Genomic DNA, 19894 nt, shown 5'->3' on the forward strand with positions numbered 1-19894 from the left:
TTTGGGGCGCATTAGGGCGTAGGAATAGGCTCTACCACTGGAAGTGAATCATCAACAATAATAGATTTTTGAAGGTATGTTCCGAAACCTACATCAGCTCTGTTGTTAGGAATGAACTCAATCAAGTTTTGTTTCTGTAAATTTGTATGCGTTACTGAATGCATTGCAATTGAAGTGAATTTCCCTTTAGCATCCCCAAGTAATTGAGCTGCATCAAGAATCACTTCACCGCTTAATTTTGATTTAGCTGCTGCATCTGGTCCTTCATTGGAAATAATCTTCACAATTCGGACTTTCTTTTTGTCATAAACACGTTCATAGTTCTTTGCACTCGCCAACTCTTTGAATGTAGGCATTTCTTTAGCAACATCAACTTCAGTCCATTTGAAACCACGTGGATGCATAATAAACTTCTTACGATTGATCAGAATGTCCTCACCTTTTAATGAATTTCGATCTGTTTCCGTTGGTGTTTTAGGCATTCCTGGAGCATAACCAACAGCACCGCCAGCAAATAGGTAAGTTGTGTACTTTTTCCCGTCGCCGCTCGAAATATCTAATACTAGATCACCTTCGTTATTAGTGATGTTGCTACCAAAGACACCATCCAACATAAGGAAGATCATTCTTTGAAACTGTCTATCCCAATAGTAGTTCACACGATCCCCAATTGCTCTCATTGGATCTGATCCTGCAAGCTCTCCTGCTAAATCTTCCGCACTCCAAGCCTTTCCATACTCAAATACCCGGGCGACGTCTTTACCTGATTTGATTTTCTCTGGAGTTAAAGCAAAGTCTGATTGAATAGCTTCTGGATCTCCTTCAAGGTCATTCCAGAAAGGCATATTCACTGTATCTCCGCCATTCGGAACAATTAGGCCCGGTACAGGCTGAATAATTCCACTTCGATATACTGCTGTTTGTTCAACAGTGTTGTTCATTGTGTACTGGTTAAAAATTTCCGGGATGATAACATCCTGAACTCTAGTTACTGCCATTTAAATTCTCCTTTATAATCCATAGATTGCAGGATTCCCGCCTGCTTGGATGATTAATTTTTTAGCTTGCTCTGGATCATTACTTAAAATTTGACCCTGTTCAGTTAGGTTTAAATGGTCCTGACTGAATGGATTTTTAGCTGTTGGCAAATTAGCCACTGAATTTCCTGTTCCATGTGGCTGTCTTCCAGCTAAACCCGGGGGGCTTTCATTTTCGGTTTCAAATAGATAGCTGTCACTCTCTTTAAGAGCGGTTAACTGTTCATCAAGACCAATGACCTTATCGCCAGCCAATTTAAGTTCTTCAACGTTTAAATTAGCTTTCACAGACTTAATGTTTCGCGCCTTTGCATCACGTAAAGCACTTTCGAGAGCAAAGTCAAAGGCTTGCTTGTCCAGCTTTTGCTGGTATTCCTCAGACGCTTTTTTATTTTCTTCTTGCAGCTGCTCGATCACTGATTGTAATTCTTCGTTCCCTTTTGCTTGCTTTTGCAGTGTGCTTAACTGCTGATCCCGCTCGTCAAGCTGGCTTTTCAATTCCTTCTTTTCATTGTTCACTGCGTCAAACCGCTCTTTAGGGAACCATTGACCGTTACTAACAATATCAATTTTTTGATCTCCTGCTTTTTCAATGACTTGCGCATACAGATCATCACCAAGTAATTCTTTTAAACTCATTTCAACCTCTCCTTTGATGTTTTTTTGCGTGTCCACCTCACGCACAGGATTTACGCTTAGTTTGGCTCCAAGCCTTTAGAATGAGCAAAAGAGCCTTTTTATGTCATGCTCAGGACAGTTGATTATTTGTTCTCTATTGTTTTGTACCACTCTTCATAGGTTTGGTATGGGATAACCTCGCCCGCTCCAGAACCGCCCTTTCTCGCTCTTCTCGTGTCCGGCATTTTGCCATTTACCTTAAATGAGATTGTGCAGCGGCAGTTTATATCATCTTTGGCGTTGTTCATTTGACCGGGAGCGGGGCCAACACCGCCATAAATAGAAACGAACAATCCATTTTTAGCGGTCTTCCCATCTAGCTTTCTGTGCCCCAGCCTTGTTTTTAGATCAAGGGTAGAATTCCACACCTTTTCTAAATTGGCGTGCTTAGAAGCCTTTTCAGCGCTTTTCATCCTCGCCGAGACTTGTACCCTATGAACTTCCGTTCTCGCTACGTCACGGGCTTTTTTTCTCGCGAATTCTGTGCTTCTCTCAATTCGCTTGGCTATTTTGCTATAATCCTCACCCGCTTGAATGCCTTGAGCAATGGAAATTTGAATCTGACGGACATAATCATCACGGTGACGCTTATATAAAGCGGATAAAGTCAATTCAGCTATCGGGTTTAATATTGCCTGCTGAATCATCGCAGTGGTTGGCAACGTATAACCCATTTTCACGGCTGCTTCTATCTCGTAGAGATAGGCAGAACGCATATAGTTCTCAAGAAACTGCTTGGCAGCCAACGCCTCTACAATTATAAGAACCGTTTTAAATGCTTTGCTTGATTCCTCTGTCATCCGCTCCATTTCTTTTTTGAAGCGGTTGTATTTGTTGAGATCAGCCATGGACAACTTGCCATCTATGCTGTATTTCGCATAAAGTGCCGCGATTTGTTGATTGATTTCTTTCAATCTCTTAGCAAAGACAGCATCAATTTTCTTGGCATCCTCTGTGATCATGTCGTCGAGCAGTTTATCAATCTCGTTTTGGTTCATCTTCCTCACCGTCCGTTTCTGGTTCAATATCAGTTAACGGCGGCATGCTGTTTCTGTATTCGGCTTCCTCTGCCTCGATACGCTTTAATTCCGCTTCCACGTCATCTACCCACGGATGATTCGCAAGGCGTGTTTCACGGCTTAAATCTGTGCTCTGATTCGACATTTGAACCTGCTCAAGCTCGTTTGTCATTCGGGAGCGGTTAAATGTCATCTGTAAAAGCGTGGGATCGTATTCGCCTTGACCTGTCATTTTTAGATATTCGGTGAAGAACCAAAAAAAGGCGCTTAAAGCTGGCCGGAATTTCCGCTCTGCTTCATTCGCCTTTAGATCAAGCAATGAATATAGATTTTTAATTGCAACATTGGTAGGTGAATTCCCCACTTTGTCAGGGTTGTTGTTTACTCCCTGTCCAAAGCGGTAAATATTCTCTTCTAATCGGTCTAGATGTGAATTTGCGCTATCCATTGGAATTTCAGCACTCTTCATTTCTAGTCCTCCATCACCAGACACTTCCACAGCTTTATAGTGACGTAGATTTGTTGTAAACTCGCTTAAATCTTGCCCTGCGAAGTTTCTCAGGACATAGATTAAGTCTTGCATTTCATCAAACGTATTTGCGTTATTTGAAATGTTGTTATTATATTGATCGATCAAGTCTTTATAGAAGATAAGGTCACTGACACCCTCTTCATTGTTTCTAAACTCGATCATCGGTACCTTACCCCAGCCATACCCTTTCCCTCGTTTGTCGTAGAAATGGCTTTCAGGGTTGTTTTTATAGTCGAAATCTTGAATCAAAGACCCGTTGTGCTCAACATAGTAGAAAATCTGTTCATCTGTGTATAATTCCACTTTGCGAGTGATCTCATCATCAATGTTTTTAACATCATAGTAACGGATAGCATAAAGCAGGCTGCGTTTTTTTGTTGAATCATAAACCGGTATGACTTCCTCTGCTGGAATGCGAAGATAATCAAAATTACCTTCTTCATCAACAAATGGATGAAGCCATTCTTTACCCTTGTTACTAGCATTTTTGAGCAATTCTTGCATACAATCATCAAAATCTTCGTCTATAAAGTCGTTTACAACTTCAAGGAACGTTTCATCTTCTGCGTTAAAGGTGATTGGCTTGCCTAGAAGATACTGGACCTTCTGTTGCACCAGCAGCTTATGCCAGTTATGAGAAATTCGATTGTTCGGTTTATCTGTATCAACCATTTTAACGCCATGTTTATAGTAATAGCGAACGCGTTTCTTAATGTCCGCTTGGTTAAGATAATAAGCGACACCTTCGAGCATCTGATCCCGCTCTACAGCGTGTTTATCAATCATCTTTTGAAGAATGGTTGTATCGGGTAGCTTGTCAGATGTTTCTGCGCTGTCTTCGATGACTTTTATCAACTCTTCTGTGTGTGTTGGCGATGTTGGGTACATGGTCATTCCTCCTCTCCATACCATTGTTCAAACATGTGATTCATGAGCGTATGTGTCATGTTTAACGCCTCTTGATAGGTTGCGCCTCGATAAAACAATGTGTACTGATCTTGTTCAACCTCAGAAACAGCAATCATTTTGTGTATCTTTCCGCTTTTTGCATCAGCAAGCATCTTTTCTAATGATTCCACTATGCTTTTCTGATCTTCATTAAGCTGCACACGATTCTTTTTGCGCCAATCATTCGGTTTTTCAGTTTCAAAGCTAATCTTTTTCACGTTAATACCCTCACCCCCGATTGTTTCATATCACGCTCAAATGCGTATCTAGTCGCATCAATAGAGTGATTTTCTTTATCCTCAAGGCGTGGTTTAGGGTTGCCGTCTTTATCTGTTTGATAATCAATGTTCTCAAATTCACGGGCTAGATTTGGTGTTCTCAACGGATCAATGACTATTTCATCTAAATCACCAAGCCATTCCTCACCATATTGAACCGAGTCAGGGCCTTTCTTTGCTCCTGAAACCCTTCTAATGCCGTGTTCCTTTTTAAGCTCGTCTATACTTTTTGGCTCAGCGCTATCGGCTGTAATCTCATTGCTTTCATAGCCTTTTGATTTAATCCACTTCGCTAGTTCTCTGTTAGAAACTTTGTGATCATATAATTCATCAAGTGCATATATTTTGCTTCGTTTCTTATCATAGTGCCATCTGACGAAAGCGAGCGGATCTGGACCATAACCAAAGTCAACGCCTTGTCGTATATTGTCGAAGGAGCGGACCATATCATCAGTTATGCTGCCTTTCTTGATTTGAAGGTTATCAAACGGAACAACACCAGTTCCAATCGCTTCACCAAGATATTCCCATCTATATTTCTTTTCATTTTTGGCTTTTGTTTCCTCAGCCTCATTGATAAACGCTTTTGATAGATGAGGGTTGTCTAGGTATGTTGAATGATGAATATACGTGTTCTCAGCAGGGAATGCCGTTTCATACTTCTTATTAACCCAATTTTGCTTACGCTTTGGCGGGTTATAAGTGTAATAGAACGTATAATCAAACTTCCCTGCCCGTTTACGTGGGTTGTCCGGCTTTATTTTGTGTGTTAGTTCTTCACGTAGAACCGAGTTCATAATTGTGCTTACTTCTTCATCTGATTTAAATTCTGCAAGCTCTTCAATCCACATAACACCTATTGGAAAATCAGCGTCTTTGATTGATTTGAGCTTGTCAGGATCGTCAGCACCAGCAAAGTAAATCTTGTTCCCTCTTGGCTTGTATGTGATCTCTAACCTGGAAGGAACAAACTTGAATAGATGAGAGACACCCAGCGTTACCGTTGCTTGCTTTATCTGTGCAAAAACTGATTTAACAAGCGTATTCTGTACTTTACGCAGCACGAGAGCGGAAACAGGGTACTCAATGATGTCTGTTACCACACCAACGCCCACGCTGAATGATTTACCAGAAGCACGGCCGCCCTTCATAACGTAATGAAGATGCTCTTTTGCTCTCCTGTACCTCCAAAACTCATGAAAGGCAGGTGCCAACACTTCTGATATTTTAATCATGGTCATCGTCATCACCTATATCATCAACAATACGAACGCCAACATTCCCCACCATATCAACTTTATCTGTCCACATGGAATGACGCTTCCCTAATAGTTCAGCGGCTTTCACTCGGTCTTTCAAGTAAGGGTCTTTGTCTTCTAGTTGCTGTGCGCCTTCACCTAAGCCAACAGGTATTTGCTCTGTTTTCTCTCCACGCATGACAGCTGTTAGAAACTCAAGGATCTCGTCCTGTGAAGCTATCCTTTCAGCATCCTTTTCATTCAACCGCTCTTTAATATAGGATTTAATGTCAGGTTTAGTCAGGTTCTCTTGACCGATTGATTTAGCGGTCTTAGAGCTGTACCCTGCTTTCCTAGCGGCTTCTGTAGCATTTCCTAGTTCGATGTAGTAGTCAGCAAAGCGCTTCTGTTTTTCTGTCAGTTTCATTGCATATCACCCTACCCCCTTTTAATTTGTTCGCTCTAAACTGCCGCCGCACTCTACCTTTAAGCCGATGCTTTTTATAGAGATTCTTCACCGGAAGCAGTTTACAGGGAACAAAAAAAGCACCCCGCAGGATGCTATTTCAATAGTTCTATTAATTTATCTCTTTTTTCTCGATCAAGCATATGGTTAGTTTTAAGCCATGCTTGCATTAATACATACATGCCGTCAGTGTTTACACCGATTCTTTTTTCGTCACCTTGTTTATTAAGAATATCGACATTTCCATTCTGTTGTAATATCGTAAAAAAAGGTTTTTCCGCTTGATTGTGAATGCTCAAGTGATTTTTGTTCCACATATTATCCCCTCCCGCATTTATATCGGCAGAAAGTGAGCACATGGAACTTTTCGCGAAATTTGTCGAACGAATCCCAAGCTCGCAAGAGCAAGAGCAAGAGAAAATATATTAATTTGTGGTGACGCGGGAAAATTGTGCCTCCCCGTCCTGCCTTCCATTTTACACTACGGATTTTTCATCATTCAACAAGTGCACAAAGTGGCAATATTGGCATAATTGGTCGATGATATTATCTTTCATCTGCCGTACCTTTTCACGAGACAGGCCCAAGTGAAGTCCGATGGCTCGATAACTCATACCTTCCATCATGCAGTCATAGACCACTCTGTGCTTTTCGCCTTCAATTTTGCTTGCTGCTGCCTCTATTGCGTATACACGTTCTTCGAATTTCCGAAGACGTTTAAATAATCTTTCTTCCCTCATATCCATATCACGCAATTCAGCTTGGCTTTTTCCTTTGCTCCCTTTTGGTAAAGTTGCCTCGATGCCGTATTGAGCAACGCCCCAGCTGCGCATAGGAATGTCAGTACCATATAAAACACGCTGGAGACGCTGAACCTCTTTCGCCATCCAGTGATAATTGTGAATGAGTCCTTCAATCTCTTTTTTGTTCATGTTGTTTCCCCTCTCTGTTATTTACGCTTGTACGCCCCGCCTTTGGCTCTTTTCAGTCTTTGCATGTTTTGCCCCATGAGTTCACGTATCTCTCTTTCTGTAAGCTCCTGCGGCTGTTTTTTCGGCTTTTCCTTCTTCATGGCTGCTCCTTTCAGACAAAAAGAAAACGGACACCAACCAGCACCCGTAAAAGGTGTTGATCAGTGTCCGCAGGCTCTCCGTCTTGGACTTATTTAGTTACTCTATCTCTACCCAATACCATTACCATTCTTTGAACATAATCATAACTTTCAACAACATCAATGAAGCCTTTATCATCAAAAATCCTACATCCAGTTTCATTAAGCAGATCTTCAAAAAATATGATTTTATTGGAATTAATCATAATTTTTTTACCATTTGGTTTAGTTAATTCTAAGAATTTCATTCCGCTACCTCCAATTCTGATAAAGCAGCTCCCATCTTTGCTAAAATCCATTTTTCTGTTTCCGTTAGCTTATGGCCGTGCATTTTAATGTTGTCCTTGATGGCCGCTAGTTCTGATCTATCAAATTTGATTATCATTTTCGCTCCCCCTTATCGGATATTAAATTTAACGGATTCAAAGGTTCCGATATATTTTGTCTTTGCTGAATCAGTGTAGCAGTCTAGCTGGATCACGTATGTTCCTTTGCCGGTACGCTTGCGAATTTCTTTAACACTAAACGACTTTAGAGGCGTTGACGCTTTGAAACTGCCCCTTTGCACTAAATTAGTATCTGTTAAACCACCACCGCTTCGCTTTTTGTAAACGCCAGCAGTGTAATAAAGCGTGCTTGATCCCTTCTTTTCAGCTCGCCAGTCAACGGTAGAAGCACCTGCATAATAATTGGTGTCATCGGTAAAGACTCGCACTTGATGACCATATCCCTCCGTTTGCCAATTTGACCAAACAGCTTGAGCAGACGGCGCATAAAGGACCGCCGCAAAAATAATAGTTAGTGTGATTAGTAGTTTTTTCATACAAAAACCTCCTTTGAAAGTCCTCTGCGCTCCATAGTCGAAATTGATTTTGGATCAATATCATTTAATATAAATCTACGTCCAGTGTTCACAGCCGCTACACCAGTAGTTCCACTACCTGCACAACAGTCGATTACAATACCGTTATCACTCGTGTATGTCTTTATCAAATATTCAAATAAAGCAACAGGTTTTTGGGTTGGGTGTAAACCTTTTTCCATATTAAATTTTTGAACACTTCTTGGGTATCTTTTCCCTTCGTAATCTCCGCTTGTGCGCTCATACCCAACAGAGGTTGCAAGATTGCTAGTCATACCACTACGATTAACCTTGTAGGGTTTTCCTTTCGAATATTGAGGGTTGTATGTCATATTTATCCCTTTTTTTGTATAGGTAGTTGCGCTCTTTCCAAATATCAATATTTGTTCATGTACCTTAAACGGCTGGTATTTGACATGAGTAAAATTACTACCGTTATCTTTTTCCCAAATCCACTCGTACTTGTACATATCTTGGTGATTTGATACCAAGTAACTTGCAAAGGGGTTTGTAGCTGTCAAAGCAATTACTCCTGTTTTAGTAAGCATTTTTGCCGCCAATTTAAAGAATCTATCCGTATCTACAGGTAAATCCCATTTATTAGCTGTCACTCGATTCTTACCTCTAAAGGTATAAGGAAAATCCACCAAAAACATATCTATGGACTCATCCCCAAACTCCTCATATACCTGTTCCAGAAACGTTATTGCGTCAAAATTATATATTTTATTTTGTTCTATCATTTCCATTTTCCTTTCTCATATCAAGTTACCGTCTCTTCCTAGAACCATTTCATTATCGTTAGTTATGTCCTCTAGCACTTCTTTAACCGATAACGGTTTTCCGTCCTCGCCAACTGTTCGACTGTGTCTGATTGCTGCATAGGTTTGAGTGACTTCGGAAATTTTCAATTCGTCTCCGTCATCTGCAACGTCATTATTGTAAATTTGCATTGCACGTTCGATATTCCGCGCTTTGATTAATGCATAATAAGGCTCGTGCGTCTCATAAAACTTCATTTCTTCTTTTTTGCTTTTAACCTGTTCCTCCAGTAACTGAATGGCCGTTTCAAGGTATGTCGCAAAATCAATTGCTTCTTCCTGCGCATGTCGTAACCATCCTTTTAAGTCGTGGGAAGAGGTTTCAACCTCAACCCCGTACTTTTTCAGGCCCTTTTCCTGCTGTTGGTGCAGCTTTGTAATTACAGATGAGATAATCGGGTTGTTTTCGTTCATTGTGTTTCCTCCAATAGATCAGGATTTTGATAGATGTTCCCGATGACTTCATAGCTTTTCACAGAAGGATCGCTCTCGCTTTTCAGCCAGCTTAATGCGTTCATTTCGCAATCAATCCACGGTAACAAATCAAATGCAGGATAATTGTCATCGGCTCTAAAATTAACTTCTCCAATATAGTAAGGGAGTTCTGAAAAGGCTTCGTCATAAGTGATTAAGATGACATCCCCCCCATAAATTTCATTTCCTTCTGAATCTTTCAATCCAGTAAACAAGTTCCGTGCAATCAATTCGTAATCGGTCTCATTGAAGCATGGCGACAGCTTTTGTGCTGCCCGCTCTTCTAATTGGCTGATTGAATATACCTTAGTTTCAATGTTTCCGGTGGCTCGGTGTTTAAAGACATATCTGATTACAATATCCATCAGGCTTGCTCCTTCCAGTGAGGGTAATCCTCAAAATCCCCTATATACTCATCATGTGAAGCCGCATACTCTTTCTTTGTCATGTCCCAGCAGTCTTTACACATGCTTGAGCCGATGTCACCCATAAAAGGAGAAGGACGTACTTTGTTTGAAAGTTCATCGCAGTAATCACACAAGCCGCCATTATGAAAATCAAGCTCGATCTTTGCTAGTTGCTCATCACTTATTTCAACTTGTCCGATTGGTTCTTGATAGAAAGTGTGTGTTTCTACTAATTCAGGAACCCCGCTAAACGCTTTATGCTGACTCTTTTCGCCTGCTCCAAGATCAATAACGAGTCTATCGTCAATCAAATATAGTGAGTAGTTCATAACCTAGTAACCCTCCTGCTGCCGCTTATGATTGACGGCGTTTTTTTCCGTGTATGCTTGTTCTATTTGTTCAGGTGTGAAGCCAAGATAATCTCCCAACGCATTAAATCTCAGAAAGATTTCTTGATAATGACGCTCAATAAATTTCCGTTTGAAATATTTATCATGTGAAGACAAATATATTGATTCATCCCTTAATTCTCCGCTAAGTGATGAAATGGAATTGAACAAATCCCCGAAAGCAGACACACCCTTGTTCTCAACAACTACAAATTGCAAATCATTAACATCATTAGCATTTAAATATCCAATCTGATTTCCAATGCTCAATATGAAGTGCAGGCAGTCCACATATTCTTCGAGTAACTTTTCTTCCCTCGGCTGCTGGTCATTGCTCCAGAATTTAAAGCCTCGCCACTCGTTAGCGCATTCCGCTAGTTCCACCTGCAAAGCCAAGATAAGGCCGGGAAGAAGGTCTCGACCTTCCAGCCCTTTTTCTCGGATGATTCGGCGGTCTAACTCCGCTTGCATTTTAAACATTTTTTCAAGGTTCATTATTTTTTCCTCCTAAGCCGCTAGGCTGCCTAATTTGCTTTACTATAATATTTGTTCATATGTTCAGGTACACATAACTCAGGTAAATTCGCCCGCACCAGCTGCTCTGCAAATTGCGGTGGAACGCTATTTCCCACCCTGCGTATTTGGTCAGATTTATTACCGATGTTGAATGTATATCCAGGTGGGAACCCCTGCCCTGCAAATAGTTCGTTTGGTTGCAACATACGCAATCCGATGTCTGCGATCCTCTGACCATTTGTGCAAACAGTTGTTAATGCGAAACGATCTTTGGTTGTAATGGTATGCAATGGCTCGTCTAATCGCTGTCCTACTCCTTGACCGTAATACTTAGTCAAAAATGCAACTGTCACTAATCCAAATCTATTGCCGCCAGCTGTGATTGTGTGTAATGGACGATCAAGCGAAAGACCTCTTACCTCTTTATCTGACTGTTCAGTGTAATAGCTAATCAAGAAAGCGGCTTTGCTCTTATCCGGTACCATTACAGGACTTGGATTGTTCACAATGAATTTATCAATGCCTCGTTTGATTCGTTTCATCGTATTTTCAACAAGGGGCCGTTTTCTGATGAATATACTAGGCACCCCTATGGACCAATCTATAATTTCGTAAGACGATCGCCACGGCTTGAGCTTTCCCGTTTGAACAAGAAGACTTTTAGGATCACCATGTGTTGGCTTCGGCCATACGATTTCTTTTCCGTCACATCTTGCAACCATGAAGAATCTTTTTCTTATGGTTGGCGCTCCATAGTCGCAGGCTGTTAACTCTCTGAACTGCACTTCATACCCAAGTGATTCCAGCGTTTTGACGAATGATTGAAATGTCTGTCCCTTTTGTTCCTTGATCGGTTTACCTTCTTTAGAGACAGGCCCCCAATCTTTGAATTCCTCAACGTTCTCAAGCATGATGACGCGTGGTTTTACCGCTATCGCCCATCTAACAGCAATCCACGCAAGCCCTCTGATACTCTGTTTTACAGGCTTGCCGCCTTTTGCCTTTGAATGGTGTGTACAGTCAGGAGAAAACCATGCTAGACCGACTTTTCGACCTTTAACAGCTTCTTTCGGATCAACATCCCACACAGATTCACAATAATGTTCTGTGTCAGGATGGTTCACCTCATGCATTGCAATGGCAGCAGGATCATGGTTGATAGCAATATCAACTGATAAGCCTGTCGCAAGCTCAATGCCTGTGCTTGCTCCCCCGCCACCTGCAAAGTTGTCTACTATGATTTCTCTAAATAGATCAATCTGTTTCATTGCATCAACCCAGCGACAGCAATAATCCCCATGAAAAACAGCAGGGTGAATATGACAGGTCCGTTTGATTCCCTTTTAGCCATGACTACATTGCCCTCTATGATTAGGTCAGGGCAGTAGTCAGCAAGCACTGGTACAAAAAATGTGGGTACACCTAGAAATGCAGCTGCATCATCAATCGTCATCGCTTTGTTTTTGCAGGCTTTGACGGCCTGTGACAGTTCAACGTGTTTTGGTAGATTCATACTCTTTCAACCTCCGATTATTTGATCTTGAATCCTATTTCATGATCGACCCTAGCAAAAGCGCCTTTGGCCGTTTGAATGATTGTTTTCCCGTGTTCAGGTGCGTCAGTAATATGGGCAGTTCCTTCATTGCCGTCAATCACGATGATGCGGACCTTACCGGGTTCTATTGCGTTTTGAATCGTTGTATCAAAGTCTTTAATTTCAGTTGGTTTCATCCGCTTCATGCCCCCATGTGTTATAATTAAAGTGTCAGATTTAATTAGCACTGGAGCAGCGGCTTCGGTGTTTTTTTATGCCCATTTATCCATCTGATATGATGGTGATGGTTTTAGTTCTTCCCGATACACGATGGGATGCTTGGCTAGATATGCCTCAAGCTCTTCTTTAGTCATCTTCCACTCGATGACTGGCCCAGCTGCATATGGATTGTTAGGCTTTCCGCTCATGCTTTCCACCTCCGATCCTCGGTATTTCTGCTCCGCCCATTCGCTTGCAATCTGCTCCGAAGCGGCTTGAGCATTGTTTGAACTGCGAACAACGTGTCATACAGGCCATAAGCTTATCTTCCTGCCTTACCCACAACGGACGATCGTCTGCTATTACCACGTTTAACAGTTGGTTTCCCCGCCTTCCTTTTCAGCTTTTTGAGTTTGTCCAGTTCGATAAAACCTAGCGACCGATCAAAAGCAATAACCTTTAATGGCGTATCGAATTTGCGTTCGTACAGCTTTCGTTTAATTGCAAAATCCTTTGTTTCCATGCCCTTGATGTCAACTATCTCTTTTGATCCATCGAGATGAGTGATCTCGAAGTCTGCAATATATTCAATCTTCCGAAAAGTCTTGTCGTTCTTTTTGAATGCTTCTTGAAGCTCGAAGCGTGGTTGTAATGAAAAATCTTTTATCTGCTTGGCTTGCTTGAGCCATTTAAGCTGCTCATAGTATTTGGCTTCTGCCTTGCTGTCGAAGGTGATGCCGTCTACTAACGTTTTGCGTGCGCCGTATTTATTGGACATGTTTTGTTGATCCTCGCTTTCCGTTGCTGGAAGTGCTTTTTCAGTTCGGCAACGAGTTTTTCTTTTTCAGATTCGTTTAGATTGGTTCGTTTCAGTAGTTCAGTGATGCTAGGATTCATTATTTTTCTGTTAACAACTCCGGGTTTTCATAGATGCTTCCGATTCTGGTGTTTCTGTGGTCTGAATTGTGATAGACTTCCCAAAACTTTCCTTCCCCGTCTGTTAACTCAATTGTTCTCCGTTTATGCCTCACAAAAATTCCTATTTTGGTTGGGTTCATTGTGCCAGCCCATCCATTTTCGATGATGTCACCAAATTTAAACTTTACCTGCTTCATTCGCTTACCTCCCGTCATCCCGCATCCATTGCAGGAGCTTCCTTTCTCTTGATGATGCCGTGAAAGCGATAGTGATTAGTGCTGCCATCGTCTTCATGCTGTCTTTCCTTCTAGTGCTCTTGCTTTCACCAACATTTGATCTAGCATTTCGATGACTGGCTTTAGGCTTTGCTTACGTCCTGTGGTGTTACAATCAGGACATGGATAGTAGCCAGCCATAAAAGTATTTTCGTTTATGACGACTTTCTCGCCGTTGCATGTTTCACACATTTAAACCGCTCCTTCTAGCCGATGATTCAGCTTTATATTCTTTTCGATAGTGACCGTGTAGTTTTTTGCCATTTCATAGATTCTTGTTGCAAATGCTTCATCTATCTCCAAGAGCTGGTTTAAATCAAGTTCAGATGAAACCATGATTGGCTTATAATTCAAATAACGAAAGTTGACGATCTCTTGTATCTGTGTGAACTGCCACGGTGTCACTTGAGGTACGCCCGCTTTGGGTTTGAATAGGTCATCAATGAACAAAACATCTACGGTCTTTAGAAGCTCCAGCTTGGCTGCTAATTCATCAAAATCTTTTCGTAAATCGGTCATCCCCTCCAGATAAGGGAAATACATAACAGACAATTTAAATCGTTCTATGAATCCATTTGAAATACTTGTGAGAAGATGAGTTTTCCCCACACCTGACTGCCCAAGTAGGGCGATGCTATTTTGTCTCGTGTCTCTGATCTCTTTAAACTTCTGAGCATATTCAAAAGCACAGTCATACAGCTCTTTAATCTCATCCGGCTTTTTTTCAAGAGAGAAGTTTTTAAAGGTTAGTTTCCTGAATCCTTCTGAAATGTTGCTGGCGCTCATCAGCTTCATTTGCTTCTTTCGTGCCGCTCTTTCAGCAACACAAGGACACTGGCGGGAAAAGGTTGTCTTCCATTCCTTTGCTTCTTGAGGAGAACACACACGCCCAGCAAGAAAGTCATCTTCTCGCACCATTTCATGAGCTGCTAGATCAAAGCGTTTCCCTTCTTTTTTCATGCGCTCTTCCGTACTTTTGTGAATCCGATACACGATGATGCCCTTGTCCTTGCATTCATCGCATTCATACGTTTCTTCTGAGACGACCGGTGCCGAAGATTGGCGTGACTTTAGATTTGCCTTCATTCTTTGAAACACTTCGTCCAGCGTTGCCTTTGGCATCTTGCTTGCCTCCTTTGTTGATAGGGTTGTACAACACCGCAGACACCCAACCTATTGATTTTTTGTTCTTCTCAACAGCTTCTTTCATGACTTCAATCACTTTTTCTTCTCCGTGGTCATCAATGAATTGACCAATTTTTTGGGCATTAATTGGGCTTAATGTGCCCCCAAAATGACTTTCAAAAAAAACGAATGGGTTCATAGGTTGCTCGTCCTCCTGTCGTGATGGTTTTTCTTCTTTTGGCTTTTCAGGTTCTTCATCAGGTACAGGGGCAATGCTTGCTTTAGTCTCAAGACTTACGATGCGATAACTGCCCGCCCCAGTGCCTCTAGGCTTGTACTCGATACGGCCATGTTCTATCAAGATTTTCCGGTGTTCAATCATAGTCTTTTCGCTAACTCCTAACCGAGAATAAAGCCGACTGTTTGGCACCGTGAACCATTCTTTCCATGTGCAACCGTTGTTTATGTCCATCAGATGAAACCACAGTGCTTGAGTGGTAGGTTTTAATTCTGTTGTTTCGAGAAACCTCATGAAGCCGTTTATTTCTTTTAGGTAGTTCATCTATTCACGCCCTTTCAACTTACATAGGGCATACATACCGCTAATTTTGATATAAGTAAGCCCAGTTTCGTTTCTCTTAATGAAGTCTTTTACATATGACCTAAACAAACTGGCTTGATCTTTGCTTGATTCTGATAAAGACAAGTAAGCATAAGGAATAGGGACCTTTATCAAAAAATCCTTTTCCATCAACTGATCAGCTCCGAAAAATGAATGATCCTGTTTAGTTGATTTGTGGAACGGCAATACTTACATTTTTCGCACCGGTTTGGCGGCTCACCGCCATGTTTCACTTGAATGATTCGCTCCATATGCTTCTCAATATCTTCAAGCTCGACTTCCATTCTGGAATTGTCTATGTTGATAACAGCTTTGTCTGGTGGATCTTCTTTTGAAATGGCAACGATAAGAGGCTCAAGCCACTCATCCCTTTTAGACATTTGCCTTTCTAACTCTGCATAAATTGCCATTTGTCCTATATATCCGTAAGCCTCTACAAATGAACAATAGCCTAGCTCTTGATCCCAAACTTTTTCACGAAGGGAACGTGTTGTTTTAAGATCAGCAAAGCGTCCACCTGCTGGATTGTACACATCAAGCTTTCCTTTCCAAGGCACTCCGAACAGTTCACCTGTGATTATCACTTCTTTATCTCCTTGAAGAACAAACATACACAGATCATCATTTTGAATTGATTCAATCATGAGATCAGCCAATTGATATTGCTTGTACAACTGGCCCTTTTGAGTGAACAATGATGGTGTATTCATCTTGAAGGAATCGAATGCCTTTTCACCTTCTAACCACGCATGAACATATTGGCCGAAGAGAAGAGCCTCAGAAGACGGCGGCTTCCATTCTCCGTTAATCTTTGCAATAGTAGCCGCCTCACACTCTAAGAAACTTTTATATTGAGAATTAGACATGTAGACTTTATCTATCTCGTTAGAGTAATAGTTATCTTGATTGATCACCGGAATCCCCATTTACAGGATCACCCGCCTTTTTATTGCTTTCTTTTTGTTCTTTCTGTTTTTGGAAATCTTCTTCTGCTTTTGACTTGGTTGCGCTGCTGACTTTGACATTGAAGTAATCTTCCTTCTTTGCCATACCATCACGTAAGGAAGTGTAAATCCTTCCGATTTTCAAAAAGTCTTGTTCAGTGAAAGCATCAACATTACTGCCGACATATTCCTCAATCATTTCTTTAGTGACACCAAACTCTTTTTTAAATAAAGAGAAGGCATTTCTGAGTCGGTCTTCTAAAGGCTCTTTGTGACCATTAATCAACGTTTTTTGGCACATATCGACTGCTGCATCAACAATGTCTCCCGGTATTACTCCAAGAATGCAGGCACGAACACGGCGGGCACCCTGATTAGCCACAAGCTCATAAATATCTCTTGGATCATTAAGCTTATTTATTGTTCCCTTTGCCTTCCGCTCGTGCTTGACTGTGAAAATTTTTGTTTGACGAGTATTCGTTTCAAGATCCCACGCATACGCCATCACTGACGATTCACCGGCTTTTTGTTCGAGTTCCATGATTCCGTAATCAATGTTCCCCCAGTTTTGCGCTAATGCCTCAGCAAGACGAATGGAAGGGCCTGAAACTTTCGATCCGCCTCTCGGGTATTCGTAAACGGCACTCTCAGCTAACAGCTTTCTTTCACATGCTTTCTTAATTCGCTCAAATGCAGCATAGACGTCTCTTGGAAATTTTTTTGCTATCACCATCGCCGCCTGTACCTCTTGCGCCTGCCTGCTCACCATTGCTTCTGTTGTGACGGAAGGTGCTGTATTTGCTTGAGGCATATAATTCGAGTAATCAATATTGGTTAAACCATTCATTACATTTCCACCTTTCTGCGATATGCCGCCTGCCCCAATTGGATGTATTTTTGTTTTGCTTGAGCATTTGGGAAATTAAACATCGGCTTCCCTTTTTTGTAGTCGATCCAACCGCCTGTTTTCTCTAAACGCTCCTGCGCTTCTCTTCTGTGGTCAAAGCTGATTTGAAATTTACTCATCTGAATCACCTTCTTCAGATAGTTTGTTTTTATTTCTATCAAGGTAGGCAAAACCATCACTTGTCAGAACGGCTCCGAAATAAGGAAGTTGGTCTGCCCCTGTTAAGCCAGCAATGCTCGGATCATATTGCTCCAGTTCGTCAAGCGGTACCAATTTAACAAATGATGGATCAAACGCTTGAACCTCTCTTAATAAGTGAGCTTCCATGAAACCCCAAATTATTGCGCCTTCTCCAATGTCTTTCATTACTTGCAGATGATTTTTTGATAATTCCATCATGTATACCTCCATTGATTTTCATGTGATTATTTGGTATACTGTCGGTACCTAATCGAAGCAGTACACCTTTTCAAAACTCGCTATGCCAAGCGGGTTTTTTTATTTGTCTTCATCTTCTTCATCTTCATATCCATTGCGCTCCGCTTCGTCCTTCCAGTAGTCTTTCGGATAACCAAAGCTATTAATCTGTGTTACCATCGGATGCTCAATATTCAATGGTTTCAGTCCTTTCAGTACGTGTGACAACTTCAAGCCGTGCACCGTGTTTTTTCTGTATTTCCTCAGCCGTTCTGATTAAGCGCCCCTTGTTATTCATCCGTACAAGATCCTCGCTAATGTTTCTAATACTGCCAGCCATACTTGCCACTTCTTCGTAATTGCCGTCACGTAATTCTTGATGAGCAAGATATAAAAGCTCTTTCACACAATCAATTTTCGTCTTTGCTCTCGAAACGTCATCACTTAAAAACTGTTTTTCAATCATGCTCATGCTAGTACAGCCTCCCTATCCTGTCTTTTGTGCATTGCCACCTCTGCGACAATGGCTTTTTTCGACCATTTTTCTGTTAGGTCTTGAATCTTTAAGTCAAATTCACGCGCCATAGAGTACATGAGTGTTTTATTTGCCTGTGTTAGATCATAAATCTGTTTTATCGCCTGCATTGGAAGCTCGCCATGCTTGCCCGGGCGGGTATTGTTTAACCACTCTGCAAGCTCACCGATAGCCTTTTGTGCGTCTTTCATTTCCTGCACCAAGTTGATCAGGGCCTTATGAGCGCAATTATTCAAGGCGGGATCAATCGGTGCTGCAGCAAGCGGATGCATTTTAAAGATGTAGTGTACGAGATCGATATGTTCATAGGCTCCACATGCTTTGAACCAGTTGATACACAATTCAGGTGTAGGTCTGACATAACCATTTTCAATGTCTGATACATTTCTCTGATCACGCCCCCCAATTAATTTGCCTAGCTGATACTGTGAATATCCAGCTTCCTTCCTTACTTTTCTAAGAATTTCAGGTAAATTCCGCTGATTATACGGGCTGTTCTGCATTTGTTCCCATCCTTCTTTATTCGATTTTTATTGGTAAAATATTAATGAAGGGACAGGCTCAACTGGCCTGCTGCTTTTTCAAACGGTTGATGATGTAAGCTTGTCCCTTTGGCGTGATCTTCATTGTGAGCCATGCTTTCGATGAACCATTTACTTCTCGGACACCTTGAGCAATTTCGAAGTAACCACGGTTTACATACTCTTGATAAGGCTCGTTCTTTTGGCTGAAAATCATTTTCCAATCTCGCAGTTTTTGAAACAGCTTTCTTTCGCCTATGACGATGCCTTGCTTTGATGCCAGCTTTGCAACCTCACGAACTAATAGCGACTTTTCTGAGGCCATACAGCTTTCAGCGAAGTTAACGAGCGGTTCTTGAATTTGCAGTGTTCGTTGTAACTGTTGCTTCTCTTCTTGTTCGGCGATCCAACGCTTTGCACGGCTGACAGGATCTTCAATCATGTAAGAAGGAGCATTCATTTCTTGGATGTAGTTTTTCATTTTCTTAAATTCATTGATGAATCTTATTTTCATTTTCATAGCTGCTGGCGTTGTATATGACATAGCAACCAAAGCAAAAGCATCTTCTGTTAAGTTGTATTTGCGGTATTTTCGCTTTCGTTCATTCTCATAAGTTGACTCCTCAAAATTGAGGAGTGAAAAATCTGTTTCACCAGCTTGTTTCAACTTCTCGATTTGGACCTCAATGTCTCGTAAAACAAAGTCATGTCTTTTATCAAAAACTTTTGAGATCGTGAGGCTGTCTGTAACAACTTGATTTCCTTCAACGAAAACGAGTTCGCTCATGCTGTAACTCCTTTCTTGAAATACTTGGTGTTGTCCTCAACCCATCTTGTGTTGTTCTCAATCCATTTAAATAACATGGCGGTCGGGATTTTTTTCCCGAACTCATGATTCACAGGGAAATCAGGTCTAGCCATTAATTCAGCCATTTTAGTTGGACCGCATCGTAAAACCTTCATTGCTTCTTCTCTTGTGAGAATTTTTGGAAGCTCGTTAAGCGATGATAGTCTTTCAGTCAGAATTTCTGTTGCACGATCGGCAATCTTGTTGGCAACAGCATCAATGAATTTTTCGTCATACTGCATCGTGAACATTGT

35 protein-coding genes are annotated in these 19894 nt (G+C 41.4%); all 35 read right to left on the reverse strand.

Features of this window, described 5'->3' with window-relative positions; all coding sequences use genetic code 11:
- Nucleotides 1-11 precede the first annotated feature (11 nt).
- On the reverse strand, nucleotides 12-998 hold the full coding sequence (locus AC3WTB_RS03860) for a coat protein (protein WP_492333339.1): 987 nt from the start codon (nucleotides 996-998) through the stop codon (nucleotides 12-14).
- Nucleotides 999-1010: 12 nt separating this feature from the next.
- Nucleotides 1011-1676: a phage scaffolding protein gene (locus AC3WTB_RS03865; RefSeq protein ID WP_492333340.1), complete on the reverse strand. Its 666-nt coding sequence runs from the start codon at nucleotides 1674-1676 to the stop codon at nucleotides 1011-1013.
- A 122-nt stretch (nucleotides 1677-1798) separates the two neighbouring features.
- Nucleotides 1799-2713, reverse strand: a complete 915-nt coding sequence (locus AC3WTB_RS03870) for a phage minor head protein (protein WP_492333341.1) — start codon at nucleotides 2711-2713, stop codon at nucleotides 1799-1801.
- Nucleotides 2694-4154, reverse strand: a complete 1461-nt coding sequence (locus AC3WTB_RS03875; protein ID WP_492333342.1) for a phage portal protein — start codon at nucleotides 4152-4154, stop codon at nucleotides 2694-2696. The genes AC3WTB_RS03870 and AC3WTB_RS03875 overlap by 20 nt, the downstream gene beginning before the upstream one ends.
- A 2-nt stretch (nucleotides 4155-4156) precedes the next feature.
- Nucleotides 4157-4432, reverse strand: a complete 276-nt coding sequence (locus AC3WTB_RS03880; protein WP_098676726.1) for a hypothetical protein — start codon at nucleotides 4430-4432, stop codon at nucleotides 4157-4159.
- Nucleotides 4429-5733 carry a PBSX family phage terminase large subunit gene (locus tag AC3WTB_RS03885; protein ID WP_098676727.1) on the reverse strand — a complete coding sequence of 435 codons (1305 nt, stop codon included), beginning with the start codon at nucleotides 5731-5733 and terminating at the stop codon, nucleotides 4429-4431. The genes AC3WTB_RS03880 and AC3WTB_RS03885 overlap by 4 nt, the downstream gene beginning before the upstream one ends.
- Nucleotides 5720-6157, reverse strand: a complete 438-nt coding sequence (locus AC3WTB_RS03890; protein ID WP_098676728.1) for a terminase small subunit — start codon at nucleotides 6155-6157, stop codon at nucleotides 5720-5722. Before AC3WTB_RS03890 ends, AC3WTB_RS03885 begins: the two co-directional genes overlap by 14 nt.
- A 134-nt stretch (nucleotides 6158-6291) precedes the next feature.
- A complete protein-coding gene (locus AC3WTB_RS03895) occupies nucleotides 6292-6513 on the reverse strand; it encodes a hypothetical protein (RefSeq protein WP_492333343.1) in 222 nt (73 codons plus the stop codon).
- Nucleotides 6514-6672: 159 nt separating this feature from the next.
- The gene (locus tag AC3WTB_RS03900) at nucleotides 6673-7128 is read right to left on the reverse strand and encodes a sigma-70 family RNA polymerase sigma factor (RefSeq protein ID WP_176966786.1); all 456 of its coding nucleotides are present in this window, start codon (nucleotides 7126-7128) and stop codon (nucleotides 6673-6675) included.
- Nucleotides 7129-7145: 17 nt separating this feature from the next.
- Nucleotides 7146-7268: a hypothetical protein gene (locus AC3WTB_RS03905; RefSeq protein WP_255222326.1), complete on the reverse strand. Its 123-nt coding sequence runs from the start codon at nucleotides 7266-7268 to the stop codon at nucleotides 7146-7148.
- 89 nt (nucleotides 7269-7357) lie between these two features.
- Entirely contained in the window at nucleotides 7358-7555 is a 198-nt protein-coding gene (locus AC3WTB_RS03910; protein ID WP_492333344.1) for a hypothetical protein, read from the reverse strand.
- Nucleotides 7552-7692, reverse strand: a complete 141-nt coding sequence (locus AC3WTB_RS03915; protein WP_492333345.1) for a hypothetical protein — start codon at nucleotides 7690-7692, stop codon at nucleotides 7552-7554. The genes AC3WTB_RS03910 and AC3WTB_RS03915 overlap by 4 nt, the downstream gene beginning before the upstream one ends.
- Before the next feature lie 12 nt (nucleotides 7693-7704).
- On the reverse strand, nucleotides 7705-8130 hold the full coding sequence (yqgA, locus tag AC3WTB_RS03920; protein ID WP_492333346.1) for a cell wall-binding protein YqgA: 426 nt from the start codon (nucleotides 8128-8130) through the stop codon (nucleotides 7705-7707).
- On the reverse strand, nucleotides 8127-8918 hold the full coding sequence (locus tag AC3WTB_RS03925; protein ID WP_492333347.1) for a DNA-methyltransferase: 792 nt from the start codon (nucleotides 8916-8918) through the stop codon (nucleotides 8127-8129). The genes yqgA and AC3WTB_RS03925 overlap by 4 nt, the downstream gene beginning before the upstream one ends.
- Nucleotides 8919-8927: 9 nt before the next feature.
- Nucleotides 8928-9404, reverse strand: coding sequence for a YosH family protein (locus AC3WTB_RS03930; RefSeq protein ID WP_492333348.1), 477 nt, complete (start codon nucleotides 9402-9404; stop codon nucleotides 8928-8930).
- Nucleotides 9401-9829, reverse strand: a complete 429-nt coding sequence (locus tag AC3WTB_RS03935) for a YopX family protein (RefSeq protein ID WP_492333349.1) — start codon at nucleotides 9827-9829, stop codon at nucleotides 9401-9403. Before AC3WTB_RS03935 ends, AC3WTB_RS03930 begins: the two co-directional genes overlap by 4 nt.
- Nucleotides 9829-10200 (reverse strand): hypothetical protein, encoded by a 372-nt coding sequence (locus AC3WTB_RS03940; RefSeq protein WP_342488950.1) that lies wholly within the window; start codon nucleotides 10198-10200, stop codon nucleotides 9829-9831. Before AC3WTB_RS03940 ends, AC3WTB_RS03935 begins: the two co-directional genes overlap by 1 nt.
- A 3-nt stretch (nucleotides 10201-10203) precedes the next feature.
- Nucleotides 10204-10755, reverse strand: coding sequence for a dUTP diphosphatase (locus tag AC3WTB_RS03945; protein WP_492333350.1), 552 nt, complete (start codon nucleotides 10753-10755; stop codon nucleotides 10204-10206).
- Nucleotides 10756-10784: 29 nt separating this feature from the next.
- Nucleotides 10785-12044 (reverse strand): DNA cytosine methyltransferase, encoded by a 1260-nt coding sequence (locus AC3WTB_RS03950; RefSeq protein ID WP_492333351.1) that lies wholly within the window; start codon nucleotides 12042-12044, stop codon nucleotides 10785-10787.
- Nucleotides 12041-12289 carry a hypothetical protein gene (locus AC3WTB_RS03955; RefSeq protein WP_492333352.1) on the reverse strand — a complete coding sequence of 83 codons (249 nt, stop codon included), beginning with the start codon at nucleotides 12287-12289 and terminating at the stop codon, nucleotides 12041-12043. The genes AC3WTB_RS03950 and AC3WTB_RS03955 overlap by 4 nt, the downstream gene beginning before the upstream one ends.
- A gap of 17 nt (nucleotides 12290-12306) precedes the next feature.
- A complete protein-coding gene (locus tag AC3WTB_RS03960; RefSeq protein ID WP_488701931.1) occupies nucleotides 12307-12507 on the reverse strand; it encodes an XtrA/YqaO family protein in 201 nt (66 codons plus the stop codon).
- A gap of 75 nt (nucleotides 12508-12582) precedes the next feature.
- Nucleotides 12583-12738 carry a hypothetical protein gene (locus AC3WTB_RS03965; protein ID WP_162842487.1) on the reverse strand — a complete coding sequence of 52 codons (156 nt, stop codon included), beginning with the start codon at nucleotides 12736-12738 and terminating at the stop codon, nucleotides 12583-12585.
- 113 nt (nucleotides 12739-12851) lie between these two features.
- The gene (locus AC3WTB_RS03970; protein WP_492333353.1) at nucleotides 12852-13307 is read right to left on the reverse strand and encodes a DUF1064 domain-containing protein; all 456 of its coding nucleotides are present in this window, start codon (nucleotides 13305-13307) and stop codon (nucleotides 12852-12854) included.
- Between the two features lie 118 nt (nucleotides 13308-13425).
- On the reverse strand, nucleotides 13426-13644 hold the full coding sequence (locus AC3WTB_RS03975; RefSeq protein ID WP_034282981.1) for a hypothetical protein: 219 nt from the start codon (nucleotides 13642-13644) through the stop codon (nucleotides 13426-13428).
- Nucleotides 13645-13737: 93 nt separating this feature from the next.
- Nucleotides 13738-13914, reverse strand: coding sequence for a hypothetical protein (locus AC3WTB_RS03980; protein WP_492333354.1), 177 nt, complete (start codon nucleotides 13912-13914; stop codon nucleotides 13738-13740).
- Nucleotides 13915-14844, reverse strand: coding sequence for a DnaA ATPase domain-containing protein (locus AC3WTB_RS03985; protein WP_335351097.1), 930 nt, complete (start codon nucleotides 14842-14844; stop codon nucleotides 13915-13917).
- The gene (locus AC3WTB_RS03990) at nucleotides 14747-15409 is read right to left on the reverse strand and encodes a DnaD domain protein (RefSeq protein WP_492333355.1); all 663 of its coding nucleotides are present in this window, start codon (nucleotides 15407-15409) and stop codon (nucleotides 14747-14749) included. Before AC3WTB_RS03990 ends, AC3WTB_RS03985 begins: the two co-directional genes overlap by 98 nt.
- 188 nt (nucleotides 15410-15597) lie before the next feature.
- Nucleotides 15598-16395 (reverse strand): PD-(D/E)XK nuclease-like domain-containing protein, encoded by a 798-nt coding sequence (locus AC3WTB_RS03995; protein ID WP_492333356.1) that lies wholly within the window; start codon nucleotides 16393-16395, stop codon nucleotides 15598-15600.
- Nucleotides 16367-17260 (reverse strand): hypothetical protein, encoded by an 894-nt coding sequence (locus AC3WTB_RS04000; protein ID WP_492333357.1) that lies wholly within the window; start codon nucleotides 17258-17260, stop codon nucleotides 16367-16369. The genes AC3WTB_RS03995 and AC3WTB_RS04000 overlap by 29 nt, the downstream gene beginning before the upstream one ends.
- Entirely contained in the window at nucleotides 17260-17439 is a 180-nt protein-coding gene (locus AC3WTB_RS04005; RefSeq protein WP_492333358.1) for a YjzJ family protein, read from the reverse strand. The genes AC3WTB_RS04000 and AC3WTB_RS04005 overlap by 1 nt, the downstream gene beginning before the upstream one ends.
- Nucleotides 17432-17719, reverse strand: coding sequence for a hypothetical protein (locus tag AC3WTB_RS04010; RefSeq protein ID WP_492333359.1), 288 nt, complete (start codon nucleotides 17717-17719; stop codon nucleotides 17432-17434). The genes AC3WTB_RS04005 and AC3WTB_RS04010 overlap by 8 nt, the downstream gene beginning before the upstream one ends.
- Before the next feature lie 205 nt (nucleotides 17720-17924).
- Nucleotides 17925-18209 carry a YqaH family protein gene (locus AC3WTB_RS04015; protein WP_492333360.1) on the reverse strand — a complete coding sequence of 95 codons (285 nt, stop codon included), beginning with the start codon at nucleotides 18207-18209 and terminating at the stop codon, nucleotides 17925-17927.
- Nucleotides 18206-18775 carry a helix-turn-helix domain-containing protein gene (locus AC3WTB_RS04020; protein WP_284724883.1) on the reverse strand — a complete coding sequence of 190 codons (570 nt, stop codon included), beginning with the start codon at nucleotides 18773-18775 and terminating at the stop codon, nucleotides 18206-18208. The genes AC3WTB_RS04015 and AC3WTB_RS04020 overlap by 4 nt, the downstream gene beginning before the upstream one ends.
- Nucleotides 18776-18833: 58 nt before the next feature.
- Nucleotides 18834-19580, reverse strand: a complete 747-nt coding sequence (locus tag AC3WTB_RS04025; protein WP_024720072.1) for a Rha family transcriptional regulator — start codon at nucleotides 19578-19580, stop codon at nucleotides 18834-18836.
- Nucleotides 19577-19891 (reverse strand): hypothetical protein, encoded by a 315-nt coding sequence (locus tag AC3WTB_RS04030; RefSeq protein ID WP_024720071.1) that lies wholly within the window; start codon nucleotides 19889-19891, stop codon nucleotides 19577-19579. Before AC3WTB_RS04030 ends, AC3WTB_RS04025 begins: the two co-directional genes overlap by 4 nt.
- Nucleotides 19892-19894: the final 3 nt, after the last annotated feature.

The sequence above is a fragment of the Bacillus sp. EB106-04-04-XG123 genome (assembly GCF_058791855.1).

Bases quoted from the DNA above. Each gene is read 5' to 3' on its own strand.
- AC3WTB_RS03860 (WP_492333339.1), bottom strand. From the start codon at position 998: ATGGCAGTAACTAGAGTTCAGGATGTTATCATCCCGGAAATTTTTAAC.
- AC3WTB_RS03865 (WP_492333340.1), bottom strand. From the start codon at position 1,676: ATGAGTTTAAAAGAATTACTTGGTGATGATCTGTATGCGCAAGTCATT.
- AC3WTB_RS03870 (WP_492333341.1), bottom strand. From the start codon at position 2,713: ATGAACCAAAACGAGATTGATAAACTGCTCGACGACATGATCACAGAG.
- AC3WTB_RS03875 (WP_492333342.1), bottom strand. From the start codon at position 4,154: ATGTACCCAACATCGCCAACACACACAGAAGAGTTGATAAAAGTCATC.
- AC3WTB_RS03885 (WP_098676727.1), bottom strand. From the start codon at position 5,733: ATGACCATGATTAAAATATCAGAAGTGTTGGCACCTGCCTTTCATGAG.
- AC3WTB_RS03890 (WP_098676728.1), bottom strand. From the start codon at position 6,157: ATGAAACTGACAGAAAAACAGAAGCGCTTTGCTGACTACTACATCGAA.
- AC3WTB_RS03895 (WP_492333343.1), bottom strand. From the start codon at position 6,513: ATGTGGAACAAAAATCACTTGAGCATTCACAATCAAGCGGAAAAACCT.
- AC3WTB_RS03900 (WP_176966786.1), bottom strand. From the start codon at position 7,128: ATGAACAAAAAAGAGATTGAAGGACTCATTCACAATTATCACTGGATG.
- AC3WTB_RS03905 (WP_255222326.1), bottom strand. From the start codon at position 7,268: ATGAAGAAGGAAAAGCCGAAAAAACAGCCGCAGGAGCTTACAGAAAGA.
- AC3WTB_RS03910 (WP_492333344.1), bottom strand. From the start codon at position 7,555: ATGAAATTCTTAGAATTAACTAAACCAAATGGTAAAAAAATTATGATT.
- AC3WTB_RS03915 (WP_492333345.1), bottom strand. From the start codon at position 7,692: ATGATAATCAAATTTGATAGATCAGAACTAGCGGCCATCAAGGACAAC.
- yqgA (WP_492333346.1), bottom strand. From the start codon at position 8,130: ATGAAAAAACTACTAATCACACTAACTATTATTTTTGCGGCGGTCCTT.
- AC3WTB_RS03925 (WP_492333347.1), bottom strand. From the start codon at position 8,918: ATGGAAATGATAGAACAAAATAAAATATATAATTTTGACGCAATAACG.
- AC3WTB_RS03930 (WP_492333348.1), bottom strand. From the start codon at position 9,404: ATGAACGAAAACAACCCGATTATCTCATCTGTAATTACAAAGCTGCAC.
- AC3WTB_RS03935 (WP_492333349.1), bottom strand. From the start codon at position 9,829: ATGGATATTGTAATCAGATATGTCTTTAAACACCGAGCCACCGGAAAC.
- AC3WTB_RS03940 (WP_342488950.1), bottom strand. From the start codon at position 10,200: ATGAACTACTCACTATATTTGATTGACGATAGACTCGTTATTGATCTT.
- AC3WTB_RS03945 (WP_492333350.1), bottom strand. From the start codon at position 10,755: ATGAACCTTGAAAAAATGTTTAAAATGCAAGCGGAGTTAGACCGCCGA.
- AC3WTB_RS03950 (WP_492333351.1), bottom strand. From the start codon at position 12,044: ATGAAACAGATTGATCTATTTAGAGAAATCATAGTAGACAACTTTGCA.
- AC3WTB_RS03955 (WP_492333352.1), bottom strand. From the start codon at position 12,289: ATGAATCTACCAAAACACGTTGAACTGTCACAGGCCGTCAAAGCCTGC.
- AC3WTB_RS03960 (WP_488701931.1), bottom strand. From the start codon at position 12,507: ATGAAACCAACTGAAATTAAAGACTTTGATACAACGATTCAAAACGCA.
- AC3WTB_RS03965 (WP_162842487.1), bottom strand. From the start codon at position 12,738: ATGAGCGGAAAGCCTAACAATCCATATGCAGCTGGGCCAGTCATCGAG.
- AC3WTB_RS03970 (WP_492333353.1), bottom strand. From the start codon at position 13,307: ATGTCCAATAAATACGGCGCACGCAAAACGTTAGTAGACGGCATCACC.
- AC3WTB_RS03975 (WP_034282981.1), bottom strand. From the start codon at position 13,644: ATGAAGCAGGTAAAGTTTAAATTTGGTGACATCATCGAAAATGGATGG.
- AC3WTB_RS03980 (WP_492333354.1), bottom strand. From the start codon at position 13,914: ATGTGTGAAACATGCAACGGCGAGAAAGTCGTCATAAACGAAAATACT.
- AC3WTB_RS03985 (WP_335351097.1), bottom strand. From the start codon at position 14,844: ATGCCAAAGGCAACGCTGGACGAAGTGTTTCAAAGAATGAAGGCAAAT.
- AC3WTB_RS03990 (WP_492333355.1), bottom strand. From the start codon at position 15,409: ATGAACTACCTAAAAGAAATAAACGGCTTCATGAGGTTTCTCGAAACA.
- AC3WTB_RS03995 (WP_492333356.1), bottom strand. From the start codon at position 16,395: ATGGGGATTCCGGTGATCAATCAAGATAACTATTACTCTAACGAGATA.
- AC3WTB_RS04000 (WP_492333357.1), bottom strand. From the start codon at position 17,260: ATGAATGGTTTAACCAATATTGATTACTCGAATTATATGCCTCAAGCA.
- AC3WTB_RS04005 (WP_492333358.1), bottom strand. From the start codon at position 17,439: ATGAGTAAATTTCAAATCAGCTTTGACCACAGAAGAGAAGCGCAGGAG.
- AC3WTB_RS04010 (WP_492333359.1), bottom strand. From the start codon at position 17,719: ATGATGGAATTATCAAAAAATCATCTGCAAGTAATGAAAGACATTGGA.
- AC3WTB_RS04015 (WP_492333360.1), bottom strand. From the start codon at position 18,209: ATGAGCATGATTGAAAAACAGTTTTTAAGTGATGACGTTTCGAGAGCA.
- AC3WTB_RS04020 (WP_284724883.1), bottom strand. From the start codon at position 18,775: ATGCAGAACAGCCCGTATAATCAGCGGAATTTACCTGAAATTCTTAGA.
- AC3WTB_RS04025 (WP_024720072.1), bottom strand. From the start codon at position 19,580: ATGAGCGAACTCGTTTTCGTTGAAGGAAATCAAGTTGTTACAGACAGC.
- AC3WTB_RS04030 (WP_024720071.1), bottom strand. From the start codon at position 19,891: ATGTTCACGATGCAGTATGACGAAAAATTCATTGATGCTGTTGCCAAC.